The 15,784-nt window shown below is 37.8% G+C and carries 12 protein-coding genes; 5 read left to right on the forward strand and 7 right to left on the reverse strand.

Going from position 1 to position 15,784, the window contains the following annotated elements:
* Window positions 1-286: 286 nt before the first annotated feature.
* Together acs and GQR47_RS13310 are read left to right on the forward strand one after the other, a co-directional pair.
* Window positions 287-2,227 (forward strand): acetate--CoA ligase, encoded by a 1,941-nt coding sequence (gene acs, locus GQR47_RS13305; RefSeq protein ID WP_024597311.1) that lies wholly within the window; start codon window positions 287-289, stop codon window positions 2,225-2,227.
* A 104-nt stretch (window positions 2,228-2,331) separates the two neighbouring features.
* Window positions 2,332-2,982, forward strand: a complete 651-nt coding sequence (locus tag GQR47_RS13310; RefSeq protein WP_002958948.1) for a response regulator transcription factor — start codon at window positions 2,332-2,334, stop codon at window positions 2,980-2,982.
* 101 nt (window positions 2,983-3,083) lie between these two features.
* On the opposite strand, the gene purU is transcribed toward GQR47_RS13310, so the two are convergent.
* A complete protein-coding gene (gene purU, locus GQR47_RS13315; RefSeq protein WP_024597310.1) occupies window positions 3,084-3,914 on the reverse strand; it encodes a formyltetrahydrofolate deformylase in 831 nt (276 codons plus the stop codon).
* Between the two features lie 206 nt (window positions 3,915-4,120).
* Window positions 4,121-6,007, reverse strand: a complete 1,887-nt coding sequence (locus GQR47_RS13320; RefSeq protein WP_024597309.1) for a hypothetical protein — start codon at window positions 6,005-6,007, stop codon at window positions 4,121-4,123.
* Between the two features lie 312 nt (window positions 6,008-6,319).
* On the opposite strand from GQR47_RS13320, the gene GQR47_RS13325 reads away from it, so the two are divergent.
* The 3 genes from GQR47_RS13325 to GQR47_RS13335 all read left to right on the forward strand — a co-directional run bounded on the left by GQR47_RS13325 (window position 6,320) and on the right by GQR47_RS13335 (window position 9,846).
* Window positions 6,320-7,297 (forward strand): DNA topoisomerase IB, encoded by a 978-nt coding sequence (locus GQR47_RS13325; RefSeq protein ID WP_024597308.1) that lies wholly within the window; start codon window positions 6,320-6,322, stop codon window positions 7,295-7,297.
* A gap of 210 nt (window positions 7,298-7,507) precedes the next feature.
* Window positions 7,508-8,833, forward strand: a complete 1,326-nt coding sequence (locus tag GQR47_RS13330; RefSeq protein ID WP_024597307.1) for a L,D-transpeptidase family protein — start codon at window positions 7,508-7,510, stop codon at window positions 8,831-8,833.
* An 11-nt stretch (window positions 8,834-8,844) separates the two neighbouring features.
* Window positions 8,845-9,846 carry a D-Ala-D-Ala carboxypeptidase family metallohydrolase gene (locus tag GQR47_RS13335; RefSeq protein ID WP_024597306.1) on the forward strand — a complete coding sequence of 334 codons (1,002 nt, stop codon included), beginning with the start codon at window positions 8,845-8,847 and terminating at the stop codon, window positions 9,844-9,846.
* 275 nt (window positions 9,847-10,121) lie between these two features.
* On the opposite strand, the gene pelG is transcribed toward GQR47_RS13335, so the two are convergent.
* The 5 genes from pelG to GQR47_RS13360 are packed head-to-tail and all read right to left on the reverse strand — an operon-like array spanning window position 10,122 to window position 15,774.
* A complete protein-coding gene (pelG, locus tag GQR47_RS13340) occupies window positions 10,122-11,486 on the reverse strand; it encodes an exopolysaccharide Pel transporter PelG (protein ID WP_165723900.1) in 1,365 nt (454 codons plus the stop codon).
* On the reverse strand, window positions 11,474-12,991 hold the full coding sequence (gene pelF / locus GQR47_RS13345; RefSeq protein WP_024597304.1) for a GT4 family glycosyltransferase PelF: 1,518 nt from the start codon (window positions 12,989-12,991) through the stop codon (window positions 11,474-11,476). The genes pelG and pelF overlap by 13 nt, the downstream gene beginning before the upstream one ends.
* A complete protein-coding gene (locus tag GQR47_RS13350) occupies window positions 12,984-13,967 on the reverse strand; it encodes a hypothetical protein (protein WP_024597303.1) in 984 nt (327 codons plus the stop codon). The genes pelF and GQR47_RS13350 overlap by 8 nt, the downstream gene beginning before the upstream one ends.
* Window positions 13,964-15,262, reverse strand: coding sequence for a PelD GGDEF domain-containing protein (locus tag GQR47_RS20645; protein WP_024597302.1), 1,299 nt, complete (start codon window positions 15,260-15,262; stop codon window positions 13,964-13,966). The genes GQR47_RS13350 and GQR47_RS20645 overlap by 4 nt, the downstream gene beginning before the upstream one ends.
* Window positions 15,259-15,774, reverse strand: coding sequence for a hypothetical protein (locus GQR47_RS13360; RefSeq protein ID WP_024597301.1), 516 nt, complete (start codon window positions 15,772-15,774; stop codon window positions 15,259-15,261). The genes GQR47_RS20645 and GQR47_RS13360 overlap by 4 nt, the downstream gene beginning before the upstream one ends.
* Window positions 15,775-15,784: the final 10 nt, after the last annotated feature.

The raw sequence follows: 15,784 nt of genomic DNA on the forward strand, positions 1-15,784 counted from the left end.
TAATACCGCAAATATCTTTATTAAAGTACACAAACACTTTTGAATATGTGCAATATTTACTCAATTACCTATTGGTCTATAAGACTAAGGTTTTAGAGTTGATTAGTTTGCATTTACTTACATTTAACGCGTTGTATTATTTATGTAAAAAAATTGAAAGCAGGTGGATTATAAACTACAAATGAGCAAATTGGAGTAGAGTACAACTAAGGTCTAATACTTAATAAAGTACTGCTGAGTAATCCTTGATAAAAGCTTAAGGCAAGTAATTTAAATGGAGACGAAGATGTCACAAAGTATCTATCCAGTTCCTGCGCATATTAAAGATGCGACTCTCATTGATAAAAATAAATATAATACGCTTTATAAGCAATCTATTGATGACCCTGAAAGTTTTTGGCGTGAGCATGGCAAACGCCTCGATTGGTCTACTCCTTACACTAAAGTTAAAAACACCTCTTTTGATAAAGGCCACATCAGTATTAAATGGTATGAAGATGGCTATTTAAATGCGTCTTACAACTGTATTGACCGCCACTTAAAAACGAAAGCAGACAAAATTGCGCTTATTTGGGAAGGTGATGATCCTTCTCAAAGTGAGAACATTACTTATCAAAAACTTCATGATGAAGTGGCTAAATTTGCCAATGGTTTAAAAAAACTGGGTGTACAAAAAGGTGACCGCGTAGCTATTTATATGCCAATGACCCCACAAGCGGTGTATGCAATGCAAGCTTGTGCACGTATTGGTGCTATTCATTCTGTTGTATTTGGTGGTTTTTCACCATCGGCTATTGCTGATCGTATTAGAGATTCTGGCGCTAAGGTTGTTATTACTTCTGATGAGGGACGCAGAGCAGGAAATTGTGTTCCATTAAAAGCAAATGTAGATGAAGCGGTAGCGCAAGAAACTGTAACCACAATTGAACACGTTATTGTGCACCAATTAACAGGCGGTGAAGTTGATTGGAATGAGCACGATATATGGTGGCACGAGCTAGTTGCTGACTTACCAGCACAGTGTGAGCCAGAGCCAATGAATGCTGAAGATCCTTTGTTTATATTGTATACATCAGGTTCTACTGGTCAGCCTAAAGGTGTTGTACATACTACAGGTGGCTACTTAGTTTACTCATCAATGACACATGAATACGTATTTGATTTAAAAGAAGATGATGTGTATTGGTGTAGTGCCGATGTAGGTTGGATCACAGGCCACAGTTACATTGCGTACGGGCCATTAGTAAACGGTTGTACTCAGGTTTTATTTGAAGGTGTCCCCACTTATCCAACTGCAGGGCGTATGGGCGAAGTAGTTGATAAACACGGCGTTACTATTTTATATACCGCCCCTACAGCAATTAGAGCACTAATGGCTAAAGGTGATGAGCCTACAGCTTCGTCACATCGGGATAGTTTACGTATTTTAGGTTCAGTAGGTGAGCCAATAAATCCAGAAGCGTGGACATGGTATTACGAGAGTATTGGTAAATCTAATTGCCCGATTGTTGATACATGGTGGCAAACAGAAACCGGTGGCATTATGATCACACCACTTCCGGGCGCTACTGATACAAAACCAGGTTCTGCAACACATCCATTTTTTGGTATTGCGCCTGCATTATTTGATGCTGAAGGTAATACACTCGAAGGTGCCGTAGATGGTAATTTAGTTATTTTAGATAGTTGGCCATCGCAAGCTCGAACTGTTTATGGCGACCATGAACGTTTTGAACAAACTTATTTTAGCGCCTACCCAGGAGTTTACTTTACAGGCGATGGTTGTCGTCGTGATGAAGATGGTTATTACTGGATCACAGGCCGTGTGGACGATGTACTTAATGTGTCTGGGCACCGCCTTGGTACTGCCGAAATTGAAAGTGCGTTAGTTGCGCATGAAGCGGTAGCAGAAGCTGCTGTTGTAGGTTACCCGCATGATATTAAAGGCCAAGGTATTTATGTTTACATTACGCCTAACGAAGGTGTAACTGTAAGCGATGAATTAACTAAAGAGGTACGTAATTGGGTTCGTAAAGAGCTCAGCCCAATTGCATCTCCAGATATGATTCAATGGTCACCGGGTTTGCCAAAAACACGTTCAGGCAAGATTATGCGTCGTATTTTACGTAAAATCGCTGCAAATGAGCACCAACAACTCGGTGATACGTCAACGCTTGCCGATCCTTCAGTTGTCGATGAACTAATCGAGAACAGATTAAATCGTTAAATGTGCGTTAAAAACTTGATTACAAGTTGATTCTAAACGTAGTATATCGGCTGTCAGTAAAGGTTTTAAACCTAACTGGCAGCCGAATTTATTAGGAGTGAACCATGAGTCAGTTTTTAATAGCGGACGATCATCCGTTATTTCGTGAAGCACTAAAGGGCGCACTGAGCGCAAAATTTGAGGGTTTAGAGGTTTTTGAATCATCCGATTTTGACAGCACACTGCAAGTGTTAAGCGAGCAAGAGGATCTTGATATATTACTGCTAGACCTTCACATGCCAGGTAATGGTGATTTATATGGTCTTATTCGTATTAGAGAAGAATACCCAAGCTTACCTATTGCCGTTGTTTCGGGTAGTGAAGACGTGAATATCGTTTCTAAAGTAATGGGTTACGGCGCTATGGGTTTTATTCCTAAATCATCATCGTCTGATGATATTGCCAGTGCAATTAACCAAATACTTGAAGGCGATACATGGCTACCAAAAGAGCTAAAAAACAAAGTAGCTGAAATTGAAGGTGAAGATAGAGAAATAGCAGCGCAAGTTGCCTCATTAACGCCTCAACAATACCGAGTGCTGCAATATCTGCACGAAGGTTTACTTAATAAGCAAATTGCTTATGAACTACACATATCAGAAGCGACAGTAAAAGCACACATTACAGCCATATTTAGAAAACTCGGTGTGTACAATCGTACCCAAGCCGTTTTAATTGCCGCTAAATTAAAGCTCGAACCAATAGAGCAGGCATAATTTACATTTAAAAAGTTATTAGCTTATTTATGAGCAAAAAAATGCCAGCAACAATGCTGGCATTTTTTCATATGTAGAATAATTAAGCAGTTGGATTAATGCTAAGAAAACACCACGGTTTTATTACCATTAATAAATAGCTTATGCTCTGAGGCAAGTTGAAGTGCTTTACAAAACACAGTCTTTTCAACATCTTTGCCCATTTTAGCCATCATTTCGGCGGTATTAGCATGTGTAACGCTGGTTACATCTTGCAAAATAATAGGCCCTTCATCAAGCTCATTATTAACAAAGTGAGCGGTAGCACCAATAATTTTTACACCGCGCTCAAATGCTTGATGATAAGGTTTAGCCCCTATAAATGCTGGCAAAAATGAGTGATGAATATTAATTATTTTACCTTCAAATCGACCCACAAATTCAGGACTTAAAATACGCATGTATTTAGCAAGACCAATAATGTCAGGATTGTAACTGGCAATTAAATCGCCTACCTTTTTATCATGTTCGCTACGGGTTAACCCTTCGTGCGATACAACATGAAATGGCACACCAAACCCTTTAGCTAGCGGCTCTAAATCAGCATAGTTAGCAATTACAGCGAGTACTTCAATATTAAGAGTTTGTTCAAATTGCTTTAACAGCATACCACCTAAACAATGAGCTTCTTTAGTTGCCAGTAAAACTACTTTAGTTTTTGCGCCGCAATGTAGCGCAAGTTTAGCGCCTTGTGGCAACAGTGCGCGTAATTGATCTAAAAAGTCGCTTTGTGGCTCACCTGTAAGCTCTGTACGCATAAAAAATCGCTGCGCGTCTTTATCTACAAATTCGTTGTTACGCGTAATGTTTAAATTATTTTTATGGCAAAGCCCTGTAATTTTAGCTATTAAGCCTACATCATCAGCACATTGGGTGGTTAGTATATAGCTCATTGTCCTCATTCTTACCCTGTAATTAATCCTTTCATTATTTGTGTTTTGGCACATAAAGCAAGGGCTTTGTGAACTAATCCAATATTAATCATGTTGTTGAGTGCAAAAGAGGTAATAAAGTTAAAAAGTATTGAATAGAGGTTAAAAAAAATGCCACCTAAGTTAACAAGGTGGCATTAATAAAAGTTATCTAGGTTTGAGGTTAATTAACCCTTGGGCTCGGGAGATAAGTTTTCTTCTTGTCTTAAATACCCGGCAGCTTCTTCATCATCTTTCGCTATTGCTTGCTGAGTAGGTATAGCGCGCGTTTGTTGGTTTAGTTGATGTATTTGTGACGCATTACCTAAATCACGCTCACTGGTGATTGAGGCGATAGATTCGCGGTCTTTTAAGAATGAAATAACGTCTTTTTTGATTGCTTGTAATTGTCCTTCGTCTTTATGCATTTCCATAATGTGGCGAGGATGTTCAAGGTTTTTCATACCTGTTGCAGCAAACGTAGTAGAGATAACACGAGAAACAATAATCCAAGGCGTTATGCTACTGCGTACTAAAGTATTTTCTGAGCGGGTGCTATCGTGAATACCAGTACCTGTTGATATTTTAGACTCAGTAAAAGTGCCTTCACATTTAAAGTACACAAGCAGTGACTCAAATTGCATTTCTGCAAAAAATAGATGCGCTGTGTTTGCAAGTAACTGCGCAAATGCTTTAATAAGTACGCCTATTAGCAATAAGTGAAAGCTTGTCATTAATAGCTCACTAAATTGAATGACATGTTGGTTATTAAATGCCTGTTTAAAACTATTAATATTTGCCGCATCAATGTAATGGTAAATATTAATAAACGAATACGCTAAAAGTACAGTAAATGCTAACGCTACAATATAAAGTAAGTTACCGCTCACCAAAGCAAGTAATCTCGCGAGTGTAAAGTTTTTACCTAAGTCCATTGAGTGCAGTTTAGGCTGAATCTCTTGGATCATTTCACCTTTAAAACCGCCTTTACCTTCTATTTGTTCTTGAAGCTTAGGGTCTAATTCTCTGTAAACTCTGTTAGGTACTTCTTTATAACGGCGATTAGCCATTACTAGGTTATCGAGGTTTATGAAAATCTCGTCTGGATGAACAGACTCTTGCCAGTTTTCACGTAGTTCAGATACTTCAGCTGAAGGGGTAACTGAATTTAAACGCGCTTTAATCATGATAAAAGCAAGCGCACAGCTTAGAGTTGCTAATACAATAATTGCAATTAAGTACATTCCAGCATGAAGACTAGGCAGTTGCTCAAGCCAGTTATCTATTTCTTGTTTACTAATGTGCTGCTCTTTCATCAACCATGACATAGAAAGACCAATAGAGATGGGTAAAATAAAAGATAAAGAAATAATTTTAGCGAGTGCACCAGTACCAAGTGCTTCAATATTCTTTTCTGCATTTCGAGAGATAGGTTTACCTGTAGAGCGCCAAGAAAAAAGCACGTAAAACATTAATATTGCACTATAAACCGGAAATGCTAATTCCCCAGCTTCACCGGTAAAGCCCGACAAAGATACAAATGCAACAAGGCCATAAGCAATAAGGGCGACAAAGGTGCTTACCCATGAGCCAAATAATCGCTGGGCAACATTTCGAATAGGATATGGTAGAAACAATAACTTAGGGATTAAGCTGTGAAGTAAGCGTGATAAAAAACCATTAGGCTCTTTAAATGTACTGTTTTTACGACCAACCAGCATTTCTTCAAGTGATTGCGCTGTGTAGGCTACTTCTTTTTGTTCTTCTTTAGCGGTTGATGCTTGCGATTTACTGTAGTTATAAGCAAGTGAAGTTGGGTGGTTTCTACCTACAAAGTATTTAAGTGTTGCATAAATACCTGACGATAGTGAGCGAATGCCGAATGCTAAAATAAGCATGCCAAACACCATTAAAATCCAACCTGCGGTTGTATCTTCTTTCACAGAGCCCGCAGCAATAACAAGTAAACTAATACCTGCTATAGACTCAATGAGTCCTCTTAATGCTGTTACTTTACCTTCCAGTTTGAAGGGGTTTTTTAGTCCAAGATCAATCGATCCATAATCAAAAGCCATTGAATTCTCCATTTAAACAGCACCCCAATTGCGGGGGACAAAGTGTAATTAATCTGAACTTAGGGTAATAAATCTATCTCAAGTAGCTTTTTTTAGCGCTAAGTGCATTGAGTTTAATCGTAATAGGCTTGTTGCTGGCGCGTAAGTTCGACCTACATTTACGAAAACCTAAATAGAATTATTAATATATATTAAGTATTTATAATTGTTGTTGGTTTTTTATTATATATCAATAATCTTGTTCAGTTTAAGGTTATTTTAAAGTGATACATTTTGTATTCCGACGCATGCTTAAATATAACTGGAGGGTTAATGAAGCTAATTTATGTAGACGATAATTTACCAGGGATCACTCGTAAACTTAAACATAAAAGTTGGCTTTACTTTGATCCAATCGGTAAGCAAATAAAAGAGCAAAATGTGATTGATCGTTTGAATGGATTGGCATTTCCGCCTGCCTATAAAAACGCTTGGTTTTGCCCAGAAGAAAACGGACATATTTTAGCGACAGGATTTGATAGTAAGGGGCGAAAGCAATACCGCTACCATCCTGAATTTAGGGCGCAACAAGAAGCAAAAAAATACCAAGCATGTGGAGTATTTGGTAATAAACTCCCTTTGTTAAGAGCGCGTTTAGAAACAGACTTACAAGGCGATGAGCTTAATATTGAGCGCACTTTAGCGGCAGTTGTAAGACTTATGGATTTAGGTGCATTGAGGGTAGGTAACGAGCGTAACGTAAAGCAAAATAAAAGTTTTGGTGCGACAACATTACGAACACGCCATGCAAAACTCACGGGCAAAAATATTCAGCTAAAATATCGTGCCAAATCAGGTAAAGAGCGTGAAGTAAATATAACCGACAGGGTGCTTAGCCATGTTATAAAAGACTTACAAGATTTACCCGGGCAGCATTTATTTCAGTATATAAATGAAGGTGAGCGCACAAATGTTACATCAAGTGAAATAAACCAATACATTCAGCAAATAATGGGCGAGGAGTTTAGTGCAAAACACTTTAGAACTTGGCGAGCAAGCGTTATTGCATTCAAACAATTAGCTAAAGCTAAAGGGGCGCTTAGTTTAAAAAACATGCTTGATAGCGTATCTGAGCAACTTGGTAATACTCCCGCTATAGCACGCAAATCTTATGTGCATCCCGATTTAATTACGCTGTGTAAAGAAGATGAAGATACTCAAACTGCGTGGAGAGAGTCTCTTTCATTACCACGAAAAACAAAGTACTTGAGTCGTTATGAACGTGGTTTTTTAGCTTTTTTAAAAGATTAATTGCCATAGCAACTTTACACACTTGAGCATAGTAATTACATATTCTCTAGTTTAATTTATTAACGTTTAGAATAATATTTTTTAAAAAGTCATTAAATTTCAATTGTTTATTTTGAGACTTTAATTTGGCATTACCGTTGCACCTCCAGTGTACTACTTAGTGGTAAGTACATAAGCATTTATCAACGATATTTAGCGAGGAGGTACACAGTGAAGGGGTCATTTTCAAATCAAGCGCTTACTAAAGCAAAGGGTTTTACTTTAAAAACTGCATTGTTTATTGGTATGAGCGGATTATGCTCAGCACCAACAATCGCTGCCAATGAGCTTGAAAGTGTGGTACTCGCTAACTCTTCACTAACTACTTACAACTCACAAAAGTACGTGCAAGCTGATGACACCTACTACTTTGACCAATATTCAGCGCAGTTAATTGAACGTACAGAAAAAGCCATTAATTGGTATCAAGAAATAGTTAACAAAGGTGGTTTTACACACTTATATAACGATGAATTGCTTGAACTAGGCAGTAATAATAAACAGGTGAGCTTGCTTGCACAGCGTTTATATCAAGAGCGTGACTTAAAAACTAATGTGTGCGACGAAGCTATATGCACGTTTGATAAAGATATAGAGCAAGCTGTTAAGCAATTTCAAAGCCGCCATGGTTTAAAAGTTGATGGCCGAGTGGGTAAGCGTACTTTTGCATCGCTTAATGTGCCCGCACAACAAAAACTCGACAAATTAAAACTTAACTTTTATAGAATAACTAACTTTGCAGGCGCAAGTGATGAGCAGTATGTGTATGTAAATATTCCAGAATACAGCTTACGATTTGTAAAAGCTGGCGATGTAAAATTAAAAAATAACGTAATTGTAGGTAAACCAAGTTGGGAAACACCTGCATTTAGCGACGAAATAGAAAAGTTTGTAGTTAATCCTGAATGGCGTATACCCACCTCAATTGCCACCAAAGAAATTGCTCCAAAGGTAGCCGAGGATCCTGACTATCTTGTAAAAAATAATATTGAAATTAGAAAAAACAGCTACCTAGACCCACAAACTGTTAATCCAAGCAATATTGATTGGGATTCTATTAAGCCGTACCAATTTGATCACTTTTTAGTAAAACGTGCTGGTGAAGAAAACCCCCTAGGGGAAGTTAAGTATTTATTCCCCAATGCCGAAGCAATTTATGTTCACGATACACCAGCAAAGCACCGTTTTAGCCAAGCAAACCGAGCTTTATCGCATGGCTGTATAAGAATAGAAAAGCCTTTTTCGTTAGCGCGTGAAATTATTAAGCACGAAGGAGAAGTGCAAACACTCAATAATATGGACAGCGCACTTGCTCAAAATAGTACTCAGACGTTTTATTTAGATGAGCCTCTTCCTATTCATTTAGTTTATTGGACTGCATGGGTTGACGAAAATAAGCTGGTTAACTTTAGAGATGACATATATCAACGCGATAAAAAAGCGCTATTAAAAAATGATGAACAGTCGGTGATTGCCGCTTTATTAAAAAATAAATAATGAGAGGGTTTATGCAATTTATTCATTATATTTCTATTGCCATATTCACAATTATATTTAGCAATAGTGTATTTGCTGCCGCGCCTATAAAGCCTGCGCATCAGGTAGTTGATATAAAAAATAAAGCCAACTTTGAAGATGCAGAATTTAGCCTAAAAATTAACGACATAGTTATGCCATATTCGGTGTTTTCAGTATTTGTAATGCCCAAAGAGCAAGTTGAGTTTGAAGTGCTTTTTGCGCAATCAAAAAATGCTTACACGCTAATTAACACTCAAGGAAAATCTAAGCTTACAGACACCAACCGCTGGCAATGGCAAGCACCCAAAGAGCCTGGTTTAACAACGGTAATTATTGAGTCGCCCGATAAAAAACAGCGTATGAAAATCAACGTATTTGTAAAAGTACCGGCAGACAATGTTGAAGGAGGAAAGCTCAAGTATTACCACATTGGGCACTATCCTAAACCTTCACAGATTAAAGACTCTTCACACTACATAGTGCCCGATGGCTTTGTTAAGGTAACGCCTGAAAATGAAAACGTAAAAATATCACCTCACTTTTCACTAAAAGAATTTGTTAGTAAGCAGCGAAGTAAGTACCCAAAGTATTTATTTTTACAAAATAAATTGTTACTTAAACTAGAAAAAATACGCAAAGAACTGATTTTAGAAGGTATACCGGTTAGTAATATGGTGGTTATGAGCGGTTATAGAACTCCGTACTACAACAAATCAATTGGCAATGTAAAACTTAGCCGACATGTATTTGGTGATGCTGCCGATATTTTTATAGATAACGATGGCAACTACCGTATGGATGATATAAATAATGACGGTAAGTATTCAATTGGTGACGCTAACGCGATGGCCGATATAGTGGAGTCGTTAGCTAGACGTGAATCATTTAAAGGTTTGCTAGGTGGTTTAGGTATTTATGGGCCTAAGTCGCACAGAGGCGCATTTATACATGTTGATACGCGTGGCTTTAAAGCGCGATGGGTGAGTAAGTAATGGCAACGGCTACCTCATTTAGCATAAAGCTAAACTAGTTAAGTCTAATTGTACAAGAGATTAGCTAAGCCAAGGTAGGGTGGCTTGGTTTTTATAAGCCCTTTGTTTTATAAACATTTTATACATTTACTGAGCTAGTCTTTTTTGCTTTAAACTGAGGCGCTTATATGAGCTATAAACATGGTGTGTATCAGCCGCTTTCCAATAATTAATTATTTTAATTTTGTACGAAAAGCTTTAAATATAAAGGCTGCATAAGCAGCCTTTATATTATGCTATTGCAGCATAAACGTTTCGTATTCTAAATCTTCAAATTGTTTAGAAAGCCAAAATAACCCAACAACAGAGGTAACAATAGTTGAGAGAGCAAAGCCGTAACCATAAAATTGCGGCCCAAAAGCGATTGATAGCAAAGTTAAAACAACGTTTATTACCAAAAATAGCCCCGCTAAAAATAGGACGGTTGAGCGTTTATCTAAATAAAACAAAATATTTAAAATAGACAAAAATATAACTTGTACACCCACACCAACTACATCAATAAATAAAAGCGTTTTATAGTTTGGATCAATACCAATAAAGGTAAGTATTTGCTCGCCCCATAATAATAAGCAGGCAACGGTAATACCTTGAATTTTAAATATATCGTATAAACCGGCACGTGCAGTTTGGATCATATTGTCTTTTAAATAGTAAATCTCTTCTAACGATGAACCCTCTCGAATAGCTGTGTAAAAACGGTCGTATTCTTCTACAAAGTCGGTTTCCATTTTTACTAAAAATACTGCCATACCGGGAATAATAGACAAATAGGCTAAAAATATAGGTAAGTCGTAAATTGGGCTGGCTCTTAACGTGCCAATAATTTGTATTGATGTGCTTGGTGAATACCAAAAGATGATCTTATCAGCCCACACACCAATGTTATAAAACAGACCACAAAAGAATAGGCTGTAATAAACTTTTTTATTGCTTAAAAAGTCAAAGCTTATAAGTTTTTCACCTGGGTAGCGGCGAATAATCATAAACAAAAAGCTAAAAAAGAGTAGAGCTTCGCCTGCAAAAAACGCAAAAAACAAGCCGTCTAACTGCCAGTCTCTTAATAAATATGCAAGCAGTACCATAAAGGCATAACCACTTAGCATGGTAATCAAAATCAACCGGTATTCTTTCATACCCGATAGAAAAATAGCGCCAAGCCACTGATTACATAAGCTTACAAAGGCACCTAAAATTATAATCTTAGTAACAACGGGTATAGGGAGCATAGGCCATACAGCCAAGCCCACCAATAATGCGGCTATTGTTGTTATAAGTTGCGCACCAAGTAAATTAGGCAGTACTTTTGCCTCTTCTTTTTGAAAAAACAAATCTGCAATAAATCGAGTTAATAATAACTGCAAGTCACCCGTTAAAATAAGTGAAGCTGCCATCATGTAGGTAACAAGCGTTAAAAACTGAATAATAAGTACTTTGGGTAATACAACGCCTAAACTTAAAATACCAATTAGCATTAACGCTACAATAGAGAGCAGCCAAGGGCCTGAGCCTATTAAGCCCGCGTAGCCGTATGCTTCAAAAACTGAGAGCAGGGTATTTTTTTTGAGAATTTTTCGTATCTCAAAACCTATTCCGGCCATGCCATTGTATCCTTATAAAGTTTATCGTAACGGGCAAACATGTGGCTCTCGTCATAAAATTTTTGTACGCGGTCTAAACCACTTTTTTGATACTCAAGCCAAACTTGCTCATTTGTTAGCATGTTTGATATTTGTTGTGCTGTTTCGCTAGGTGAAGCAATTGAGACAACTTCACCGGCTTTACCTAATGCTTTATCTTCATCGGTTCCGCCTTCGATTATTTCGCGGCACGAGCCAACATCACTAGCAAGTACAGGCACACCGGCCGCCATTGCTTCTAAAAGTACTAAAGGCTGCGCTTCGGAAATCGAGGTTAAAGCTACAATTCCGAGCTTAGGCAAAATTTTGGTAATATCTTGCATACCTAAAAACTTTACACTGCTTTGTAAATCAAGACTGCCTACAAGTAGTTCACACTCTTTGTAATATTGCGGGTCTTCTTCATAAGGGCCGATGATCCAGCCTTCTACTTCAGGCAGCATCGATTGTGCCTCTTTAATCGCACGTATAAAGGTTTTAATATCTTTTATAGGCACTACACGTCCAATTAATCCAACAACTGATGGTATCTGTTTTGGACGCTGCTTAAGCGCTTCAATAAAGCGCACTGTTTTAATTCCATTAGGTACAACAAATGCTTTTTCAGGCGCTGCACCATCCTTTATTTGGCGCTGCCTGTTACCGTCGTATAGCGAAATGACCTTATCTGCTTCTTGGTATGTTGTTCGGCCGATTTGCTCAAAAAAGCTGATCCACATACGGCGAATAAAGCCCATCTCGGTATTTAAGTTTTTACCTAGGCTTTGCTCAGACTCTTTAATCCAACTGGCTTGAATAAGATCTATTTTTCTCTCTTTGGTGTAAATACCATGTTCGGTCAACAAAAAGGGAGTATCGCTTATTGCACTGGCACCAGATCCTAAAATACCAGCATACCCAGTAGATATTGAGTGAATAAGTTTAACCTTTGGAAGTCCACGTGCAATTTCGGCTATTTTAAATAGCGGTTTATATAAATTGCGGTATGACCAAAAAAAGTCAATAAAAGAGGATTCATCACAAAAAGTTGAATAGTAATTGGTGAGTACTTGCCACGATGATTCACTATATAAAAAGTCGGCTTCGTTAATACCGTCTTTTTTAGCCAAAGTCTCAAATGCAAACTTTAATAACTCAGTTGGGATGGGCTCATCACAATCCCTAAAATAATTTTGTAGTTGCTGCCAAAAATCAAAGAGCTCTTTTTTATATTTAACGCCATGCTTAGCTTTTATTTCAGATGTGTCATTTTCCACTAAATAATGAACATGCAGCTTGGTAACGTTTTCAGGCAAAGTATATTGAATCTCGCCATAATGCTCTGGTGCTCCACCTATAAAAACAAGCTCAAAGTTATAATGAGGTAACCCTTCAATTATTTGATGAACCCAGCTAGATACGCCACCACGTACATAAGGGTAAGTGCCTTCTAAAAGCAGTAAAATGTCTGCATTTTTATTACTCATGCCAATACTCCTGCAAATGACGTAATTCACTGCCCTTAGGTTGTTCTGGGAGTTCTTTTAAGTAGCGTTTACAGTCGTCAAACTTGTTCATACAAAAGGCAACTTCGGCTTTATAAGGCAATACATGGCGCCTTGCCATACCAAACTCAGTTGCTTTAAGTAGATACTCATGGGCTATTTCGTATTTGTCTAAGGCTAAAGATATACGCCCTAAAAATATAAAAGTTGCAGGTGTTTTTACGTGCTCAATACTTTGCAATGCAAGTGCTTCTGCTTTTTCTAAAACGTATTTACGCAGTGCGCCTTGTGCTAAGCCTAAATAGCTCAGTTCCCAATAAAGTTCGGCTAGCTGTTTTTGTAAATGACTCAATTTTGGCTGCTTAGTTGTAACTGCTATTTCTTGCTGATACAAACTGATTTTTTCGTTAAGTTTGGTTTCTTTACCATCAAGGGTTGAGTAGGCGAGCAAGCGAATATCATCTTCTAAATCTTTAAGTGCTAGCTTTAAAATAGGAATAGCTTGTGAGTCACTCATGTGACGAGCCGCCATTACAGCACTTAAACGCTTATTTGGCTCATTAGCGTGCTTCAAAATTGCTTTAAGTCCACCAATTGAATAGGTTGGATTTGCTGATATTGCTCTGGCTTCAAAAGGAAGCTCAGGTATTTTATGCTCCTCTATTTCTATCTCGTCATTCTTGAGAGGTTTACAAAGAGCAAATGTAAGCGCTACTACAACACCTATAATTCCAAGTACTGGTAATGTAAACAATAATAAAAACATGAGTAGCAAAGAGCTATAAGGAGTCGTTTTGTATTTTTTAGGTATAAAAACATAACTAACAATAGCAAAAAAGATGCTAGCGATAGCATGCAATAATATAGCTAAAAACCAATCAGGTGTTTCCAGTACTTCTATTAGTGCAAAGTACTGACAAATACACCCTAATATAGCCGCTACAATAATTATAATCATGAAAGTGAAACCAATCTCTTTATGTCATCTGAGCTTATAGGTAGTGCAAGTTGCTGCTCAATAACAATATCAAGCTCAGCTAAAGTGCTACCAGTGCGCTCTTTACACCAAGTGTTCATTCGGGCGATAAACCCTGCTTTTTCAAGCTCATCAGCTAATGGCATTAATAGCAGTAATACCTGATTTTGATTATCGTACAAATAAATGTCTAAACCACGGCGTGCTTCACTTAAATAACTCATAAGTTGAGTGGATTTATCAGTAATATTATTAGCTTTTATTTTTAGTAGCTGCGATGGAATGTTGTATCGTTTTGCTTCTTTATTCGCACGTTTAACTTGGCGAATAAAGTATGGATACTCTTCATAAGTCATTACTGGGTTTGTTATTTCATGGCGCAGTAGATCGCCAATATGCCCAGCCATAACTGCAAGTAGTGTAAGAGTGGTATTTTTAAGTGCAAAAAATTGTACTCTTTCAACTAAAATAGCGCCATAAATTGTGTTATTTACGTCGATAAGTGGAATCGCCATATGGTATTTACTTATACCTGATGCCATTTTTGCGTCTTTTACTGATACTAATTCTTTTTCTTCAATCATCGCTAATATAAGAGGATCGTTTTCTGCTATTTGACTCATTTTGCCTATAGAGGCAAGTGGTGGTTCTAAAACACTGTCGTTTTCAACTTTATATAACCCCGCTCTTTCTAGCGAACCGTACTCAACAAACAAGTCGATTATTTTTTGCGCTGCGCTATCAAGTCTTCTTTCTTTTAATAGCCCGATAGAGGTTCTTACTGCTTGTAGTGATTCACGTAAACTTAACGTATGGCCAGCTAGCATTTGCTCAATTCTATCGTGAGATGAATTAATTAAATGATACTGACGAGTAAATGTTTCAAGACGATCTGTTACGTACTCAAGCTGAATACTTTGCTGTTGATTAGTACGCTCCCACACATCCCTAAATTCGCCTGTGATCATAATTACAATAATGTAGCCAATCATAGCGTTAATATTGAAGTCGCTTTGCGGTGATAAAATATTTGCTTGAAGTAAAAAAAGTTGGCCAACAAGCAAACATAAAATACTAATAAAGCCTTTTGAAAAGCCATAGCGTAAAGAAACTAAAAGTGGGCCAAGTACAGGCCACGAAAACCCTCCCTCAGTCCAAAATGGGTCCTGTGCGTTAAATAATACAGGCAGCCCTAAAGCAAGCGCGGTAAATATAAATACCTCAGCCCATATTTGTAGCTCAGGAACGTCTCTTGGTCTAAGGAAATGTGTTTTCACTCACTAACCTCTATATAAGAAATTAAATCGGCAATCACATCTTGTGCTGTTGCTGCAATGCTATCGCGGCCCCAGCCACTTTTAGCAATAGTACCCGTCCAAACTGGTGTGGTTTGTCCATTTACGGTGAGTGATAATGTAAGTGCAACAACAGGTTCGCCATCAAGCCCTGCTTTGTAGCGCCACTCTTCAATGCTGCCTGTTAGTACATAGTCAGCTTGTTGAGTGCTTAACCATTGCATAGCATTGTCTAAACGGTATTGATCATCCAGCGGTGGAAGCTCTTTGGTGTTTACGCGAGGTGCACGTATAAGAGTTGGTAATTTATTTTGTTGCCAAATACTGGCTAAAATATCTTCAGCACGCTCACCGGCAAGCGGTGTTTGAGCATGATTAACAAGCGGCATTAGTGCCACTGTTTTTGAAGGGCTAAGCTCTATATCATCAGCAACTCTGCTGGTGGTACATGCTGATAATAGTAATACCAAACACGGTATAATTAAACGAAACATACTCTCTCCT

Origin of the sequence: Pseudoalteromonas sp. Z1A2 (assembly GCF_011378755.1) — a bacterium.
GTDB classification, from domain to species: domain Bacteria; phylum Pseudomonadota; class Gammaproteobacteria; order Enterobacterales; family Alteromonadaceae; genus Pseudoalteromonas; species Pseudoalteromonas distincta.